General features: G+C 73.3%; 14 protein-coding genes. 11 read left to right on the top strand and 3 right to left on the bottom strand.

Annotated elements, in window-relative coordinates:
- The first annotated feature begins 90 nt into the window (after window positions 1-90).
- The 9 genes from ABEE00_RS34385 (at window position 91) to paaK (ending at window position 11,386) form a co-directional block, all read left to right on the top strand.
- Window positions 91-1,329 carry a M20 family metallopeptidase gene (locus ABEE00_RS34385; protein WP_345749729.1) on the top strand — a complete coding sequence of 413 codons (1,239 nt, stop codon included), beginning with the start codon at window positions 91-93 and terminating at the stop codon, window positions 1,327-1,329.
- Window positions 1,326-2,795: an aldehyde dehydrogenase family protein gene (locus ABEE00_RS34380; protein WP_345749728.1), complete on the top strand. Its 1,470-nt coding sequence runs from the start codon at window positions 1,326-1,328 to the stop codon at window positions 2,793-2,795. Before ABEE00_RS34385 ends, ABEE00_RS34380 begins: the two co-directional genes overlap by 4 nt.
- Before the next feature lie 41 nt (window positions 2,796-2,836).
- Entirely contained in the window at window positions 2,837-3,658 is an 822-nt protein-coding gene (locus ABEE00_RS34375) for an SDR family NAD(P)-dependent oxidoreductase (RefSeq protein ID WP_345749727.1), read from the top strand.
- Window positions 3,659-3,736: 78 nt separating this feature from the next.
- Window positions 3,737-4,117 (top strand): DUF3311 domain-containing protein, encoded by a 381-nt coding sequence (locus ABEE00_RS34370; RefSeq protein WP_345749726.1) that lies wholly within the window; start codon window positions 3,737-3,739, stop codon window positions 4,115-4,117.
- Window positions 4,114-5,643, top strand: coding sequence for a sodium:solute symporter family protein (locus ABEE00_RS34365; protein ID WP_345749725.1), 1,530 nt, complete (start codon window positions 4,114-4,116; stop codon window positions 5,641-5,643). The genes ABEE00_RS34370 and ABEE00_RS34365 overlap by 4 nt, the downstream gene beginning before the upstream one ends.
- Complete coding sequence (locus ABEE00_RS34360; RefSeq protein ID WP_345749724.1) at window positions 5,640-8,030, top strand: penicillin acylase family protein; 2,391 nt, start codon at window positions 5,640-5,642, stop codon at window positions 8,028-8,030. The genes ABEE00_RS34365 and ABEE00_RS34360 overlap by 4 nt, the downstream gene beginning before the upstream one ends.
- A complete protein-coding gene (locus ABEE00_RS34355; protein WP_345749723.1) occupies window positions 8,023-8,763 on the top strand; it encodes an MgtC/SapB family protein in 741 nt (246 codons plus the stop codon). Before ABEE00_RS34360 ends, ABEE00_RS34355 begins: the two co-directional genes overlap by 8 nt.
- A gap of 356 nt (window positions 8,764-9,119) precedes the next feature.
- A complete protein-coding gene (locus ABEE00_RS34350) occupies window positions 9,120-9,935 on the top strand; it encodes a (2Fe-2S)-binding protein (RefSeq protein WP_345749722.1) in 816 nt (271 codons plus the stop codon).
- Between the two features lie 116 nt (window positions 9,936-10,051).
- Window positions 10,052-11,386, top strand: a complete 1,335-nt coding sequence (gene paaK / locus ABEE00_RS34345; RefSeq protein WP_345749721.1) for a phenylacetate--CoA ligase PaaK — start codon at window positions 10,052-10,054, stop codon at window positions 11,384-11,386.
- Window positions 11,387-11,729: 343 nt separating this feature from the next.
- Here the strand turns inward: paaK and ABEE00_RS34340 are convergent, their stop codons facing one another.
- Both ABEE00_RS34340 and ABEE00_RS34335 read right to left on the bottom strand, forming a co-directional pair.
- Complete coding sequence (locus tag ABEE00_RS34340) at window positions 11,730-12,371, bottom strand: response regulator transcription factor (protein WP_345749742.1); 642 nt, start codon at window positions 12,369-12,371, stop codon at window positions 11,730-11,732.
- Window positions 12,368-14,131, bottom strand: coding sequence for a sensor histidine kinase (locus ABEE00_RS34335; protein WP_345749720.1), 1,764 nt, complete (start codon window positions 14,129-14,131; stop codon window positions 12,368-12,370). Before ABEE00_RS34335 ends, ABEE00_RS34340 begins: the two co-directional genes overlap by 4 nt.
- A 294-nt stretch (window positions 14,132-14,425) precedes the next feature.
- Between ABEE00_RS34335 and ABEE00_RS34330 the strand changes: the two genes are divergently transcribed.
- On the top strand, window positions 14,426-15,496 hold the full coding sequence (locus ABEE00_RS34330) for a PP2C family protein-serine/threonine phosphatase (protein WP_345749719.1): 1,071 nt from the start codon (window positions 14,426-14,428) through the stop codon (window positions 15,494-15,496).
- Window positions 15,497-15,696: 200 nt separating this feature from the next.
- Here ABEE00_RS34330 and ABEE00_RS34325 read toward each other — a convergent pair whose 3' ends face one another.
- Window positions 15,697-16,116: a hypothetical protein gene (locus ABEE00_RS34325; protein ID WP_345749718.1), complete on the bottom strand. Its 420-nt coding sequence runs from the start codon at window positions 16,114-16,116 to the stop codon at window positions 15,697-15,699.
- 365 nt (window positions 16,117-16,481) lie between these two features.
- Here ABEE00_RS34325 and ABEE00_RS34320 point away from each other — a divergent pair, with 365 nt between their 5' ends.
- Complete coding sequence (locus ABEE00_RS34320; RefSeq protein WP_345749717.1) at window positions 16,482-16,679, top strand: hypothetical protein; 198 nt, start codon at window positions 16,482-16,484, stop codon at window positions 16,677-16,679.

Genomic DNA, 16,679 nt, shown 5'->3' with positions numbered 1-16,679 from the left:
GGGCCCGCGAGCACAGTACGGAAGATCGACTGGTCTGACCAGTCGCCTGGCCGGTCAACCGGCGTGGGCGGCGGGCGAGTTGGAGGTTCCATGCAGCCAGGACCCGGTGCCGTGCGCACCCACGACGGACGGGCGGCGGAGGACGGAGCCGTCGCGTTCACCCGGGCGCTGGTGCGGCTGCGCACCGTCGCCGACGAGGGCGCCGAGGGCACGGCCGAGGTGGAGCGGCCGGCCGCCGAGCTGGTGGCCGCGCTGTTCGCGGAGTTCGGCTGGCCGCACGAGGTGGTGGAGTCGGCGCCCGGCAGGCACAGCGTGATCGCCGTGGTGGAGGGCGGGGGCGGTCCAGGGTCGACCCTGATGTTCGAGGGGCACACCGACGTGGTCACCGAGGGCGACCCGGAGGACTGGACGGTCGACCCCTACGGGGCGGTCGTGCGGGACGGGAAGCTGTGGGGGCGCGGCGCCGCCGACATGAAGTCCGGTGTGGCAGCGATGATTTACGGGGTGCGGGCGCTGGAGCGGGAAGGGCCCTTCCCCGGCCGGGTGGTGCTCGGGGTCCTCGCGGACGAGGAGGGCATGATGCTCGGGGCCAAGGCGTTCGCCGCCTCGCCGCTCGCCCGCGAGGTGGACGCCGTGATCGTGTGCGAGCCCGAGGGGTACGAGGTGTGCACCTCCGCGCGCGGCGGCATCCGGCTGCGGCTCGACCTGCGCGGCGCGATGGCGCACGGCGCGATGCCGCAGGAGGGCAGGAGCCCCGTGGCGGCGGGGGCGCGGATCGTGGACGCGCTCGCCGGGGTGCAGGAGTGGGCCGAGCGCCACTACGGGGAGCACCCGCACGCCGGGAGGGTCACCGTCACGCCCACGGTGCTGCACGCGGGCGATCCGGCCCAGCTCAACGTGATCCCCGCGCACGGTCTCGTGGGGGTCGACCTCCGTACGATCCCGGGCACCGACCACGGCGAACTCGTCGGCCGCGTGCGGGAGGCGGCGACCGCGGCGGCCGGCCCCTACGGGGTCTCGGTCGCCCTCACCGTCGTCGACGACCGCCCCGCGATCGAGCTGCCCGAGGACCATCCGGTGGTGTCCGCGCTGGTGGCGGGCCATGCGCGGGTGCACGGTGCGGCGCCCCGCTTCGGCGCGGTCCCGGGCACGACCGACGGCACGATCCTCACCCGCGACGCTGGACTGCCCACGGTGGTCTACGGCCCCGGCGGCAAGTGGATCGCCCACCAGAAGGACGAGTACGTGGAGGTGCGGGAGATCACCGAGTACGTGCGGGTGTACGCGGCGGCGGCGCGGGAGTTCCTGACGGAAGGAGCGGGCCGATGAGCAGTGGGCCGGTGAGTGCTGTCCCGGAGTTCCCCCAGGGTCTTCCCGTAGGGGACGGGTGGGTTCCCGCGCCCGAGGAGGCGGCCGTCAGGTTCCCGTACGACGGGAGCGTGATCGGGAGCGCGCCGGTCGGCGACGAGGCGGTCGCGGCGCGGGCCGTGGAGCACGCCGCCGGCCTGCGGCGCGAGGTGGCCCGGCTTCCCTCGCGTACGAGGCGGCGCGTGCTGGCCGAGGTGGCGGGGGAGTTGGAGCGGCGCGCCTCCGCGCTGGAGGACCTGCTCGTCCTGGAGACCGGCAAGCCGCGCGCCGACTGCCGTACCGAGGTGCTGCGCTCCGTCGCCACCTGGCAGGCCACCGCCGACGAGGTGAGCAGGACGCACGGCGAGACCGTTCCGCTCGACGCGCTGCCGTCGGGCGACGGGATGACCGGGTGGTGGACACGGCGCGCGATCGGCGTCGTCACCGGCATCGCGGGCTTCAACTACCCGGTCATGCTGGCCTCCCACAAGATCGCCCCGGCGCTGGCCGCCGGCTGCCCCGTCATCGTGAAGCCCGCGCCCCAGACCCCGCTGGCCACCCTGTGGCTGGTGCACCTGGTGCGCGAGCGACTGACGGAGGCGGGCGTTCCGCCGGGCGCCGTCCAACTGGTCACCGGGGACGCCGCGGTGGGCCGGACCCTCACCACCCACCCCGAGGTCGCCGCCGTGTCCTTCACCGGCTCGGCCGAGGTCGGCCACCGCATCGCGGGGGACGCCGCGCCCCGCAAGACCGTGCTCGAACTGGGCTCCAACGCCGCGCTGGTGGTCGCGGCCGACGCCGACCTGGACGCGGCGGCCGACGCGGTGCTGCGCGGCGGCTACTACGCCTCGGGCCAGGCGTGCATCGCGGTGCAGCGCGTCATCGCCGTACGGGACGTCGCTGAGGAACTGGAGAAGCGCATCGCCGGCCGGCTGTCCGAACTCGCCGTCGGCGACCCCCGCGAGGAGGCCACCCGCGTCGCCCCGCTCATCGACGAGGCTGCGACGGAACGGGTGCTGGACTGGATCCGGCGCGCGACGGACGCCGGGGCGCGGGTGGTCGCGGGCGGCGAACGCGCAGGTGAGGGCGGTCGGAGCATCGCGCCCACGCTGCTCGCCGAGGTGCCGGACGGGCAGCCCGCCTGGGACGAGGAGATCTTCGGCCCTGTGGTGTGCCTGCGCACCGTGCCCGATCTGGAGACGGCGTACGAGACCGTGAACGCCAGCCGCTACGGGCTGCACGCGGCGGTCTTCACACGCGGCCTCGGCGCCGCCTTCGAGGCGCTCGACACGCTCGACGTGGGCGGCGTCGTGGTCAACGAAGTGCCCGGATACCGTTGCGACATCGCACCGTACGGCGGTGTGAAGGACTCAGGAACCGGCCGCGAGGGACCCCGGTTCGCGATCGAGGAGCTGACCGTGACCCGGATGGCGGTGATCCGTCCATGAGCGCGCGCGAGAGGTCCGCACCCCCTGCCGGAGAGCCGCCCGTGCCCCGACTGCCGGACTACTCCCGCCTGTTCCGGCTCGACGGGCGCCGGGTCGCCGTCGTCGGCGGCGGGGGCGGCATCGGCCGCGAGGCGGTGCGCGCCCTCGCCGCGCAGGGCGCCGAGGTCACCGTCGCCGACCGGGACGCGGCGGGAGCGGAGGAGACCGCGCGGCTCGCGGCGGAGGACGTTCAGCGGGAGCCCGCGCCGGGCGGACCGCCGGGTACGGCGACCCCGTACGCGCTCGACGTGCTGGACCCCGAGGCGCTGCGCACGGCCGCCGACGCGTGGGGCGCGCTGGACGGGCTCGTGGTCACGGTCGGAGTGAACGTCCGCAAACGGATCGCGGATTACTCGATGGAGGAGTTCGACCGCGTCATCGCGCTCAACCTGCGCGCCCACTTCTCCCTCATTCAGGCGGTGGCCCCCGGCATGGCCGAGCGGGGCGGCGGCAGCGTCGTGAGCTTCGCGTCCATGCGCGCCTTCCAGGTCGAGCCGGGGCAGGGCGCGTACGCCGCGTCCAAGGCGGGGCTCGTGCAGCTCCTGCGTACCGCGGCCGCCGAATGGGGCCCGCGGGGCGTGCGGTTCAACGCCGTGGCGCCCGGCGTGGTGCGCACGCCGCTGACCGACCAGATCGCGGCGGACCCCGAGTGGTACGACGCCTACGCGCGGGCCTCGGCGCTCCAGCGCTGGGCGCGGCCCGCCGAAGTCGCGGGTGCGGTGGCCTACTTGGTCTCCGACGCCTCCACGTACGTGACGGGCAGCGTGCTGACCGTCGACGGCGGCTGGACGGCGGTGGACGGGCGCTACGAGCCGTCCTTCTGAGCCCGGCCCGCCCCGCCCCGCCCCGAATGATCCCCTTCCCCGCCAGAGAGCACCCCAGAGAGCACCCGCCGAGGAGCCATGCCCGAACCGCCCCCGCAGCACGAGCAGTCCGCGCAGTCCGCAGCGTCAGGTGAGCCCGGCGGCCCATCGGGGCCGGGCGCCTCGCCCGCGCCGAGCCCGCGCCCCCGCCGCCACGCGCTGTGGCTGCTCCTGGTGCCCGCCGCGCTGTACTGCGCCGCGCCGCTGGTCGCCAACCGCATCGAGCCGCGGGTGCTGGGCGTGCCCTTCCTGCTCGCCTGGATCATCGCGGCGACCGTGCTCAGCCCGCTGGTGATCTGGCTCGCCGCCCGCCTCGACCCGGCGTACCGGGAAGGCGCGGACGAGCCGCTGCCCGGAGTGGACGCCCCGACCGCTGACGCTGACTCGCGCGATGCCGACCCCCGGGGAGGCGCCCGATGAGCGGCTCCGCCGCGATCGCCACCGGCATCTTCGCCGTGGCCATGGTGCTCACCCTCCTCACCGGCGTGCTCAGCGCGCGCGGCCGGGACAAGGGGCTCGCCGAGTGGTCGGTGTCCAGCCGCGGTCTCGGCGTGCTGTTCATCTGGCTGCTGATGGCGGGCGAGAGCTACACCAGCTTCTCCTTCCTCGGTACCGCGGGCTGGACCTACAGCTACGGCGTCCCGATCCTCTACCTCGTCGCCTACCTCACGGTCGGCTTCGCGGTGGCGTACGTGATCGGTCCGGCGCTGTGGACGTACGCCAGCCGCAACGGGCTCATCTCCATCGCGGACATGGCCGAACACCGCTTCCGCTCCCGCCCCCTGGGCATCGTGGTCGCGGTCGTGGCCACCGTGTTCCTGATCCCCTACATCCAGGTGCAGATCCAGGGCATGGGCGTGGTCGTCAACGCGATGAGCTACGGCAGCATCGGGCTGAAGACGGCTGCCGTGGTCTCGTTCGTGGTCGCCGAGGCGTTCATCCTGGTGTCGGGGCTACGGGGATCGGCCTGGGTGAGCGTGCTCAAGGACGTGCTCGTGATCGGCGTCGTCGTGTTCCTCGCGGTGTACATCCCGATGCACTTCCTGGGCGGGCTCGGCGACTTCATGCAGCGCATGGTCGCGGAGAAACCGGAGTGGCTGACCTTCCCCGGGCACGCCTCGGAGGGCAGGAACGGCGCGTGGTTCGCGAGCACGCTGCTGCTCAACGCCGTGACCATCACCATCTTCCCGACCACCGTCGCCGGTTATCTGAGCGCGAAGAACGCCAACGCGCTGCGCCGCAACGCGCTGCTGCTGCCCTGGTACCAGCTCCTGCTCTTCATCCCGATGATGATCGGCGCCACCGCGCTGTTCGTGCTGCCCGCACTCGGCAACCCCGACCTGGCCCTGTTCAGCCTGGTCACCAAGTCGCTCCCGGCGCCCGTGGTGGCGATCGTCGGGGTCGCGGGCGCGCTGTCGGCGATCGTGCCGATGAGCGTGTTCATGCTGTCGATCGGCACGCTGTGGGGCCGCACCGTGCTGGGCGGCGGCAACGGCTCCGACCCCCGCTTCCGCAAGCCGGCCGCCGAAGCGGCCGAAGCGGGCGGCGCGCGCGACCTGCGCAACAAGCGGCTGTCCCAGCTCGTCTGCTTCCTCGCCGGGCTCATCGCCCTGGCGGGCAGCCTCTTCCACCCCGACACGCTGGTGCAGCTCTCCCTGCTCTCGTACCAGGGCCTCGCCCAGCTCGTACCGGTGGTGCTGCTCGCCCTCTACTGGCGGCGGATGACCGCGGCGGCCGCCGTCGCGGGCCTGGCCGTCGGCCTCGCCGTCACCGTCCTGCTGTGGACCACCGGCAACGACCCGTGGCACGGCATCAACGGCGGCATCCTCGCGCTGGCCGCGAACCTGCTGGTCACGGCGGCCGTAACGGTCCTGCGCGGAGGCCGCACCGGACAGCGGGAGCAGGAGCACAGCGGAGCCGGGGACTTGGCGGGGGAGCGGGCATGACGGCAGCGGACGACTCCACCGGCACCACGGCGTACGACTCCACCGACTCCACGGCGTACGAGGTCGAGGGCCTGTCGGAGCCCGTCGAGATCCTCGTCGACCGCTGGGGCGTGCCGCATCTGTACGCGGAGTCCGAGGACGACCTCTTCCGCGCGCAGGGCTTCAACGCGGCGCGCGACCGGCTCTTCCAGATCGACCTGTGGCGGCGCCGCGGACTCGGCCTGCTCTCCGAGGTGTTCGGCCCGGAATGCGCCGAACACGACCGCGCCGCGCGGCTGTTCCTCTACCGCGGCGGCATGGAGGAGGAGTGGGAGGCGTACGGACCCGGCACCGAGCGCGTCGCCCGCGCCTTCACCGAGGGCGTCAACGCGTACGTGCGGCTGTGCCGCGAGCGTCCCGAGCTGCTCCCGCCGGAATTCGGGCTGCTGGGGTACGGGCCCTCGCTCTGGAACCCCTCCGACGTGGCCCGCATCCGCAGCCACGGCTTGCAGTACAACCTCCAGGACGAGGTCGACAGGGCGCTCACGCTCCGGGACTTCGGCCCCGAGCTGGGCCCCGAGGTCGAGGAGCTGCGCAAGGTGCGCGACCCCGAGGGGCACCGGCTGCGGGTCCCCGAGGGCCTGGACCTCTCGGTGATCCCCGACGACGTGCTGGACGTCTACCGCAAGGCCACCGTCCCGCCCTGGGCGCCGGGCAGCGCGCCGCGCCCCGGCATCGACGGCAGCAACAACTGGGTCCTCGCCCCGTCCCGTACGGCGACCGGGCGCCCCCTCCTCGCCAACGACCCGCACCGGCCGGTCACCCTGCCCTCGCTGCGCTACATGGCGCACCTCTCCGCGCCCGGCATCGACGTGATCGGCGCCGGCGAACCCGCGCTGCCCGGCGTCTCCATCGGCCACAACGGCCGCCTCGCCTTCGGCCTCACGATCTTCCCGATCGACCAGGAGGACCTGTACGTCTACGAGACCAACCCGGACAATCCGCGCGAGTACCGGTACCAGGACCACTGGGAGCCCATGACCCTGGTGCGCGAGACCATCCCAGTGCTCGGCGGCGAGGACGTGGAGGCCGAGCTGTGGTTCACCCGGCACGGACCGGTGATCCGCGAACGCCCCGAGCGGCACGCGGCGTTCGCGGTGCGCGCCGCCTGGCTGGAGCCCGGCATGGCGCCCTACCTGGGCAGCATGGACTACATGCGCGCCGAGGACCCGGACGCCTTCACCGCCGCGCTGTCGCGCTGGGGCGCGCCCGGCGAGAACCAGGTGTACGCCGCACCGGATGGCACCGTGGGCTGGCGCCCCGCCGGACGTGTTCCTGCCCGGGACGACTGGGACGGCACGTTCCCTGTGCCGGGGGACGGCCGGTACGAGTGGCGCGGCCACCACCCGGTGGACCTGCTGCCCTCCGTACGCGATCCGGCCGAGGGCTGGTTCGCCACCGCCAACCAGCACAATCTGCCCGCCGATTATCCGCATGCCGAACGCCCCGTCACTCACGACTGGTATGCGCCCACGCGCCACCAGCGCATCTCCGAGGCGCTCGCCGCGCGCGAGGACTGGACGGTACGGGACTGCGTACGGCTCCAGAACGACGGCGTGAGCCTTCCGGCGCGGAGGATCCTGGCCGTGCTGCGGGATGCCGCCTCCGGCGAGGGGGCCGATTCCGCGCGCCGTGTGCGAGATGCGCTCGCCCTGCTGGCGGGGTGGGACGGGGTTCTGGACACCGGGTCCGCCGCCGGTGCCCTCTTCGAGGTCTGGTACCGGCGGCATCTGCGGCCCGCGTTGCTGCGCCGCGCGCTGCGGGGGCTGGTGCCGGAGGAGCGGGTGGAGGCCGCGCTTGCGCGTGTACTGCCCGCCGCCGACGCGCCGGCCGATCCCCGCGTCGACCTGCGGCTGCTTCCGGACGCGCCGGCCTCGCTGCTCCTGGACACCCTCGCGGACGCGGATGCCGAACTCGCCGGGCTGCTCGGGCCCGACCGTTCCCGCTGGTCCTGGGGTTCGCTGCACCATGCGCGGCTCACCCACCCCGTCGCCGCGCTGCTGCCGCCGGGCGCTGTGGTGCCGGAGTGGGCGGGTGTCGGGCCCGCGCCGCGGGGCGGGAGCGGGGACACGGTGAGCGCGACCGCCTACGCCGCGGACTTCCGGCAGTTCGCCGGGGCCAGCTTCCGGCTGGTGATCGACGTCGGCGCCTGGGACGAGTCGCTGGCCATCAACTCCCCGGGCCAGTCGGGCGACCCGCGCAGCCCGCACTACCGCGACCTGTTCGGCACGTGGGCGGAGGACGGCGCGTTCCCGCTGCTCTACAGCAGGGATCGGGTGCGGGAGGCGGTAGCGTCGCGAATCGTGCTGCGACCGCCTTACGTGTGGAAGGGAGCCGATCGTGCGTGAGCTCGCCGCTCCGATCTGGGAGATCTCGTCCGACCAGAGCCTGCGTCAGCTGGGTGAACTGGGCCTGGCGCTGGTCCTGTCCACCCTCGTCGGCTGGGAGCGCGGATCGCAGCAGAAGAGCGCGGGGCTGCGCACCCATGCGCTGGTCGGCGTCGCGTCGGCGCTGATGATGATGGTGTCGCAGCACGGGTTCACCAACGTGCTGGGCCTGGAGAACGCCAGCTTCGACCCCTCGCGGGTCGCCGCGCAGATCGTCTCCGGCATCGGCTTCATCGGCGGCGGCCTGATCTTCGTACGCAGGGATTCGGTACGGGGGCTGACGACGGCCGCCACGATCTGGCTCACCTGCGCGATCGGCATGGCGGTGGGCGGCGGCCTCGCGCTGCTGGCCACGGCGGCGACGGCCGTGCACTTCCTGGTCGTGCGCGGCTATCCGTTCCTCTCGGCCCGCCTCTCGCGCGGGCCCGCCACGAGCGAGCCGACCATCCGCCTCACCTACCGGACCGGGCTGAGCCTGCTGCCGCGGCTGATGGAGGAGTGCACGACGCAGGGCTTCCGCATCCTCCAGGTGAGCGTGGAGGACCGCGAGCCGGACCAGGAGGCCGGTGTGGCGCGCGTAATCCTCCGCCTCTCCGGGAGGGAGGACAGGACTCAGCGCCTGACGGCAGCGCTGTTCCGGACGGAGGGGGTCCAGAGTGTCGATTTGTCGGCGGATGTCGAGCTGGGAGATTGAGCCTGCCGGCTTTGTGCGCGGTGGGGTGCTTAGCGTCTTGACCGCCGGTCGGCCGCGCTTTTGGTTGCTTTCCACTGCGGCGGGATGTGGGTGGGTGGTTCCGACTGCCTTGTGAGTGACGGCCCGCCCTACGACGCTCCGCGCCTCCGGTCGAGCCTTGCTCCGCACGAGGCGTGGTCGGCTACCGAAGTGTGGGTTGCGGAGCGCTGTGGGTTGCTCGCCGCCCCCCCCGTACGAGCTGTGGGCAGTCGTTCCGCAGGGGCGGAACGGGTGGGCACAGCGGACGTAAGACCCCGCTCCCGCGCCACCCCCAGCGGGACGGGGTCCCGCCCGCGCGCCGGGATACGGTGACCCGTATGGCACGTACGGCGAGCGACACCGGCACCGACCTGCTGCGCGTGGCCGCGCAACACGCGCCGAACGCCGCGATGATGACCGGCCTCGCGGACCCGCCCACCGGCCCGCTGCCCTTCATCGCCACCGCGGACGGCGCAAGGCTCCGCGACCCCGCGTGGATGCGGGACCAAGTACGCGCCTCCGCCCAACGCTGGCGCACCGACAGCCCCCGCGTCGCCGCCACCCTCTGGTGGTACACCGCCAGCACGGTGCTCCTAGCCCCGCCCCTGCTCACCGACTTCCTCGCCGGCCGCGCCGTCCACCCGGGCCCGGAGGGCCTGGAGCTCCGCTTCGCCGAGGCGGGACGGCTGGTGGCGGCCCGCACCACCACCCCCTGCGACGGCCCGCTCACCGGACCCCTGCGCGAGCTGATTGCGACCTGCGCCGACGGCCTCGCGGCCGCGGCCGGCATGCGCCCGCGCCCCCTGTGGTCGATCGCCGCCGACTCGCTGGCCGGCCTGCTCGTACGGGCCGGGCGCGAGACCGGAGGGCTGGAGGAGAGCACCGGCCACGCCCGCTCCCTCGCCGCGGAGATCGGCGCCCCGCTCCCGGAGCCGCGCTGGGTCGACGTACGGGTGCCGGACGGCAGCGACGGCCTCTTCCCGCCCCCGCCGCCGGACGCGCCCGAGGTGGAGCGGTTCGTACGACGCGGCTCGTGCTGCCTCATCTACGAGGCCCCGGGCGAGGCCAAGTGCGCGGCCTGCCCCCGCCGTACCCCGGACGACCGCGCGCTCCAACTGGAGCTCGCCGCCTCCCGCATGGCCGCCCTCGGCTGAGCCGCGCGCACACGCGCCGCAGCACGCACACCGCGCGCGACCATTGACACCCCGTACACCCTCCTGAATAACTTGATCGCGCCAAAACCGAATGATCGGTCGGGAAGCAGAGGCTGGTGGGAGCTGTGGCGCGTACGTCGGGAGAGCCGTTGCCGGACGGGCTCAGGGACGCCGGGGAGCGGCTGACGCACGAGGAGCTGCGCGCCCGCCAGCTCAAGCTCCTCCAGAGCACCCTGCACACGGCGTACACGCACATCCCCGCGTACCGCGCCAAGTTCGACGCGCACGGCGTGCGCCCCGAGGACTGCGAGACGCTGGAGGACCTGGCCCGCTTCCCCTTCACGAGCAAGGACGATCTGCGCGACGCCTACCCCTTCGGGATGTTCGCCGTCCCCATGGACCGCATCCGCAGGCTGCACGCCTCCAGCGGCACCACGGGCCGCCCCACGGTGGTCGGCTACACCGAGGAGGACCTGGACATGTGGGCCGACGTCGTGGCCCGCTCGATCCGCGCCGCCGGCGGCAGGCCGGGCGACAAGGTGCACATCGCGTACGGATACGGCCTGTTCACCGGCGGGCTCGGCGCGCACTACGGGGCCGAGCGCGCGGGCTGCACGGTGATCCCGGTGTCCGGCGGCATGACGGCACGTCAGGTGCAGATCATCCAGGACTTCGAGCCCGAGATCATCATGGTCACGCCCTCGTACATGCTGACCCTGATCGACGAGTTCGAGCGCCGCGGCATCGACCCGCGTACGACCTCCCTGCGCATCGGCATCTTCGGCGCCGAACCCTGGACGGAGGGGATGCGCCGCGAGATGGAGGAGCGGCTCGGCATCCACGCCGTGGACATCTACGGGCTGTCGGAGGTGATCGGCCCCGGCGTGGCGCAGGAGTGCGTGGAGACCAAGGACGGGCTCCAGATCTGGGAGGACCACTTCTATCCGGAGGTGGTGGACCCCTTCACCGGGGAGGTCCAGGAGGAGGGCGGCGAGGGCGAGTTGGTGTTCACCACGCTCACCAAGCAGGCCATGCCGGTGATCCGCTACCGCACGCGCGATCTGACGCGGCTGCTGCCGGGGACGGCGCGGCCCGCTTTCCGGCGGATGCAGAAGATCACCGGGCGCTGCGACGACATGATCATCCTGCGCGGCGTGAACCTCTTTCCCAGCCAGATCGAGGAGATCCTGCTGCGCATCCCGGCCCTCGCCCCGCACTTCCAGCTCAGGCTGACGCGGTGCGGGCGCATGGATCACATGACCGTGCGGGTAGAAGCACGTGCGGACGCCGCGACCGCGGAGCGCGAGTCCGCTGCGGCCGCCGTCGCGCGGCAGGTCAAGGACGGCATCGGGCTCAGCGTCGAGGTCGAGGTGGTGGACCCGGAGACGCTGGAGCGCTCGGTCGGGAAGATCCGCCGCATCGCGGACGAACGGAACAAACCGGCACGGTAGTCGGGGTGAGTCCCGGGCAGATCTCAGGGTTGACCCCGATGTTCCGCGCCCCTCGCCCCTCTACAGTCGACTGCACCGGCACCGCTCCGCGGCGGCCTCGACGGGGGTCACGGGGGATACGGGGGAGCGCCTCCGCGGGGCGGTCCGGTAACGGGGGCAGAGGGGGAGCAGGGGGAATGAAGGGGAAATCGGGGGTACGGGGGGCGAGTTGAGGCGGTGCTCGATTGCGCGGCGGACCGTGACGGTCCCCGGAGCGGCAGGGGCGGGGGAGCCCGAATCTCCCCGGCCCGCGGCACTCCGGCAGGTCCCGGACGCACGGGGGCGGTCGGACGCCCGCGGGCGTTCAGGAGCGCAGATAGGTGAGCACCGCCATCACCCGCCGGTTCTCGGTGAGGTCGTCGCCGGCCAGGCCGAGCTTGGTGAAGATGTTCCGCACATGGGTCTCCACGGTCTTGCCGCCGATGAAGAGCCGCCGGCCGATGGCCTCGTTGGACCGGCCCTCCGCCATGAGCGCCAGCACATCCCATTCGCGCTGGGTGAGGCTCTTCAGCGGATCGCCGTCGCGCCGACGCCCCATCAGCCGCTCGACGACCTCCGGGTCCACGACGGTCTCGCCGGAGGCCACCCGCTTGAGGGCCTCGCCGAGTTCGCCGATGTCGGCCACCCGGTCCTTGAGCAGATAGCCGAAGCCCTTCGGCTCTCCGGCCAGCGCCCGCACCGCCGCGGTGGTCTCGACGTACTGCGAGAAGAGCAGCACCCCCGTGCCCGGGTGCCGCTCGCGCACCGCGACGGCCGCCGTGATGCCCTCGTCGGTGTGCGTCGGCGGCATCCGGATGTCCAGCAGCACGGCGTCGGGCCGGTGCTCGGCGACCAGCGCGGGCAGCGGCCCGGTGTCCCCGCAGTGCGCGGGCACCTCGAAGCCCTCGTCGGTGAGGATCCGTACGATCCCCTCCCGCAGTACGGCCGAGTCCTCGGCAACGATCACCCGCACGGCAGCTCCGCCCTGATCCGCGTCCCGCCGCCCGCGGGACTCTCCAGCTCCAGTATCCCGTCCACGGCGGCCAGCCGGTCAGCGAGCCCGCGCAGCCCGCTGCCCAGCGCGGTGTCGGCGCCGCCGACGCCGTCGTCCACGGTCTCCACGATCAGCCTGCCGCCGTCCCTGCGCGCCGAGACGCTGACGGCCTGCGCCTTCGCGTGCTTGGCCGCGTTCGACAGCGCCTCGCACACGGTGAAGTACGCGGTCGACTCCACCACCGGGTCGTATCGCCCCGGCTCCACCGACACCACCACAGGCAGCGCCGCCTGCTCGGCCAGCTCGGTGAGCGCGGGGCCCAGGCCCTCGCGGGTCAGCACCGCGGGGTGGATGCCGTGCGCGATGCCGCGCAGCTCCTCCAGCGCGGCCCGCAGGCTGTGCTCGACCTCCTCGACGGAGCGCCGCAGCCCCTCGTCGGGGTGGTCGCGCACGCCCCGTTCCACCCGGCGCAGCGTCATCAGCGCGAAGACCAGCCGGGCCTGCGCGCCGTCGTGCAGGTCCCGCTCCAGGCGCTGGCGTTCGCTGTCGGCCGCGCGCACGATGCGCGAGGTGACCTCCTTCGCCTCGCTGCGCAGCCAGACGTTCTCCAGTCCGAGCCGCAGCGCGGCGGCCACCGAGCCGAGCAGGTCGGGGTCCTCGGCGAGCGCCGGTTCGTGGCGGAGCAGCGCCAGCGGGGTGCCGCGCGAGGAGTCGACCCGGGTCACGCCCTCGCCGCCGTCGTCCACGACCCGCCCCTCGTGGTCGAGGTAGGCGCCGCGCTCCTCGCGCCACAGTCCGAGCCGCAGCCCCGGATCGCCCAGCACCCGGGACAGCACCTCGCGGAGCCTGCCGGGGGCCGGGTCGGCGCCGACCTCTATCACCAGACCGCTCACCTCGGCGCGCTGGAGCTGCATGCGCAGCAGCCCGGCGAGGAAGGCCAGCGGCACCGACACCTGGGAGAGGTCGGCGAGGAGCAGGCCCGCGCGCTCGACCGCGGGGCTCATGCCGGGCAGCGAGTAGACCAGCAGGTCCCACACCAGGAAGGCGATGGCCAGCACGATCGTGGTCCAGGCGGGCAGCAGCGCCCTGCGGTGCGCGACCGAGGCGCGCTTCCAGCGCAGCACGATCATGGTGACGGCCGCGATGGACACGAGCACGCCGATGCCCCGGTAGACCCCGTCGACATAGGGGAAGAGGTCCGAAGTGCCGGGGATGTGGAGCGGGTTGGGGCCGCAACTGCGGCAGTCCAGATAGGTCGCCTCGGTGTTGACCGCCGGGTCGAAGACCATCGCCCGGATCAGCCCGCCGACCGCGACCAGCCCGTACGCGAAGTACGCGAGCCGCCGCGCCGGCCGTGACGTCAGCCGCCCCTCGGGGAACGCCAGCACGATATGGGCGAGGATCGCCATGTTGAGCGCTTCCCACCAGGCGCCCAGCGCGAAGAGCGCGGGGATGTGGGTGCCCTGGAGATTGCCGAGGAACCACGTGATCCCCTCGGCCAGCATCAGCGGCCCGGTCAGGTTCGACGGCCTGCGCCACCAGGCCACCAGCCCGGCGCCCGCGTACGCCCAGCCCACGGCGAGGTCCCGCGCGACGTCGCCGGCCGAACCGCCCACTCTCGTATACGCCCAGCTCCCCGCGAGCCCGGCCACCACGGCGCACACGGCGGCGGCGATCGCCGGGCCGGTGCGGACGGTGCGGGGCGCGGGAGCGGAGGTGCCCTCCCAGCTCACGGGCCACACCGTAAGCCATCACCCCGAGTGAGGGGAGCGGAGGTTCAGGTTCCGGTGGGCTTTCGGCCGTTCCGGGCGTGGGGTGAAGTGTCCGGTAAGTGCGTTTGTGCTGTGGTGTTCGGTGTGCGTTGTCTCTTCCGTCCGCTTCGTGTGATCCGTTCCCGCGCCCGTTCCTCCGGCCGTTCTTGTCGCCGTTCTTACGCCGGCTCCTCCGGTCGTTCCTCCGGGCGTTTCTCCGGGCGGGCCGGGGAGCGGGCGGCGGGGCCGCGGGCCCGGGGGATTCCCGCGGCGCTCGTGGCGTTCGTGCTGCTGCTGTACGTCGCGGGCGTGCTCGTCGTCTCGCTGACCGTGGGGCAGTACGTGTGGTTCGGCAGCGCGCTGATCCTGGTCCCCGTCGTGGCGGCCGGGCTGCTGGCCACCCCGTGGACGCTGGCGATGGGGGTGCTGTGCACCGCGTCGCTGCTGGGGCTGTACGGGTTCATCGAGCCCTCAGACGAACCGCTCGGCGACTGGCTGACCATCGGCTCCGTCGCCGTGGTCTCGGTGATCTGCGTGGCGCTCGCCCGGGTGCGGGCCGAGCGGAACGAGACCCTGGCGCGCGCCCGGGTCTCTCTCGAGGTGCTCCAGCGCGCGCTGCTGCCCGAGCTGCCGGTGGTCGCGCCGGGCGCGCGCCTCGACGGCTTCTACGCGGCGGCCGAGGCGGAGGCGCGGCTCGGGGGAGACCTGTACGAGGTGGTGGAGTCCCCGTACGGGATCCGGGTGCTGATCGGGGACGTGCAGGGGAAGGGCCTCGACGCGGTGGGGACCGGCGCGTCCGTACTGGCCGCCTTCCGCGAGGCGGGCTACTACCAGCCCGCGCTGGAGGGGGTCGCCGAGCGGCTGGAGAACGCCGTGACCCGGCACCACCGGCGCGCCGACCGCCCCGACCAGCAGCGTTTCGTGACGGCTCTGCTGCTGGAGCTGAACGGGGCGCGGGCGCCGGGGGAGGGCGAGATGCGGATGGTGAGCTGCGGGCACGTGCCGCCGCTGCTGTTCGGCGGGCCGGGCGACGGCCCCGTCCGCGAGGCCCTGATGGAGGAGCCCGGGCTGCCCCTGGGGCTCGCCTCCCTCACCAGGGAGCGCCGGAGGGCGGAGGGCGTCGCGCTGGAGGGCCGCCGCGTGCTGCTGTGCACGGACGGGGTGACGGAGGCGCGGGATGCGGCGGGCCGCTTCTATCCCTTGGCCGAGCGGTTGTCGCGCTGGTCCCGTGAGCCCGCCCCTGAGCTCCTCCGCGCCCTGCGGGCGGACCTGGAACGGCACGTGGGGGCGGACCTGGGCGACGACGCGGTGGTGCTTGTCGTCACCGTGGAGCCGGGTGGAGCTTAGACCGCCGACGGCTCTGTGTGCGTGGTTGCTTTCCGCCGCGGCGGGATGTGGGTGTCCCCCCCCGTACGAGCTGTGGGCATTCGTTCCGTCGGGGCGGAACGGGTGGGCACAGCGGACCGCAGCCCCTGCACCCACCCAGCCACGCGCCCGACCGGGCCCGGGGCGGAGCCCCGGAAAGGGGGCGAATTCCTCGTGAATTCTCAGAGGCGGCGAATCCTCGCCGCCAGGCCGTGGCCGATTCCCAGGTAAATGATCGCCGGCAGCCCGTAGTTGAGCAGCACCCGCAACCCCTCCGTGTCCATCGTGAAGATGTCCTGCGACCAGCCCGCCAGCCAGTCGGCGACGCTCTCCACGAAGGTGACGAAGATGTTGGACTGGTTCGCCTCCAGCAGATAGAGGAGTATCCACAGCCCCAGAAAGCCCGCCGCGATGTCCGCGATCGTGTGGATGACGAGCGCGGCGCGGTCCGCGCCCTCGCCCTCCCTGCGGGGGCGGCGCTGCTCCGCGTACGGCGGCGGCGGTGGTGCCGGTTCGGCGGGGTAGGGCCCCTGGTGACCGCCGTGCGGGCCGCCCCTGTACGGGTCGGGCGCGGGATGAGGCGGCTCATGGAAATTGCTCACGGTGATCCCCGATCTCGATGGCTGCACGGGCTTCCGGACATGCCGGAAGGAACGGAACTGAACGGAACTGAAGCGCGGAAACGGCCGGTTCAGGGAATTCCCGCCGCTTCCGCCGCACGGGCAATTCCACCGCCCGCACCACCCTCAGCGCCCCGCCCCCGTTCCGCGTTACCCCCATTCCCCGGCCCGCTGATATGTGCCGCAATGACGGAATTCCGGCGGAGAGCGAAGGACGGAACCGGAATGCGGGAGCGGGACGGGACCTTCGTCCCGCGCGGGGGTGGCCAACGGCCCTGGAGGACGCGCGAATTGATCACCGAGGATGAGGGCGCCCGGTGGGTGACGGGGTGGGAGAGGAGAGCCGCATGCGAGGTCCGAGCAGCGCCACCGCGGCCGTGCGCATGTGGGCCGTCGCCGCGCTCGTCACGGCGGGCGTGCTGCTCGCCGCCGGAGGCCTGGCGACCGCCGCCGCCCCCGCCCCGGAACACGGCGGAAAGGGCGCGACCGTACGGATCGTCGACGACGGCACGGGGGAGAACGGCGTGGTCACCGTGTCACGGTGA

This window comes from Streptomyces odontomachicola, from assembly GCF_039605595.1.
GTDB lineage: Bacteria > Actinomycetota > Actinomycetes > Streptomycetales > Streptomycetaceae > Streptomyces.
The sequence above is the reverse complement of the archived record's forward strand: the minus strand, read 5'-3'. Positions and strand labels throughout refer to the sequence as shown.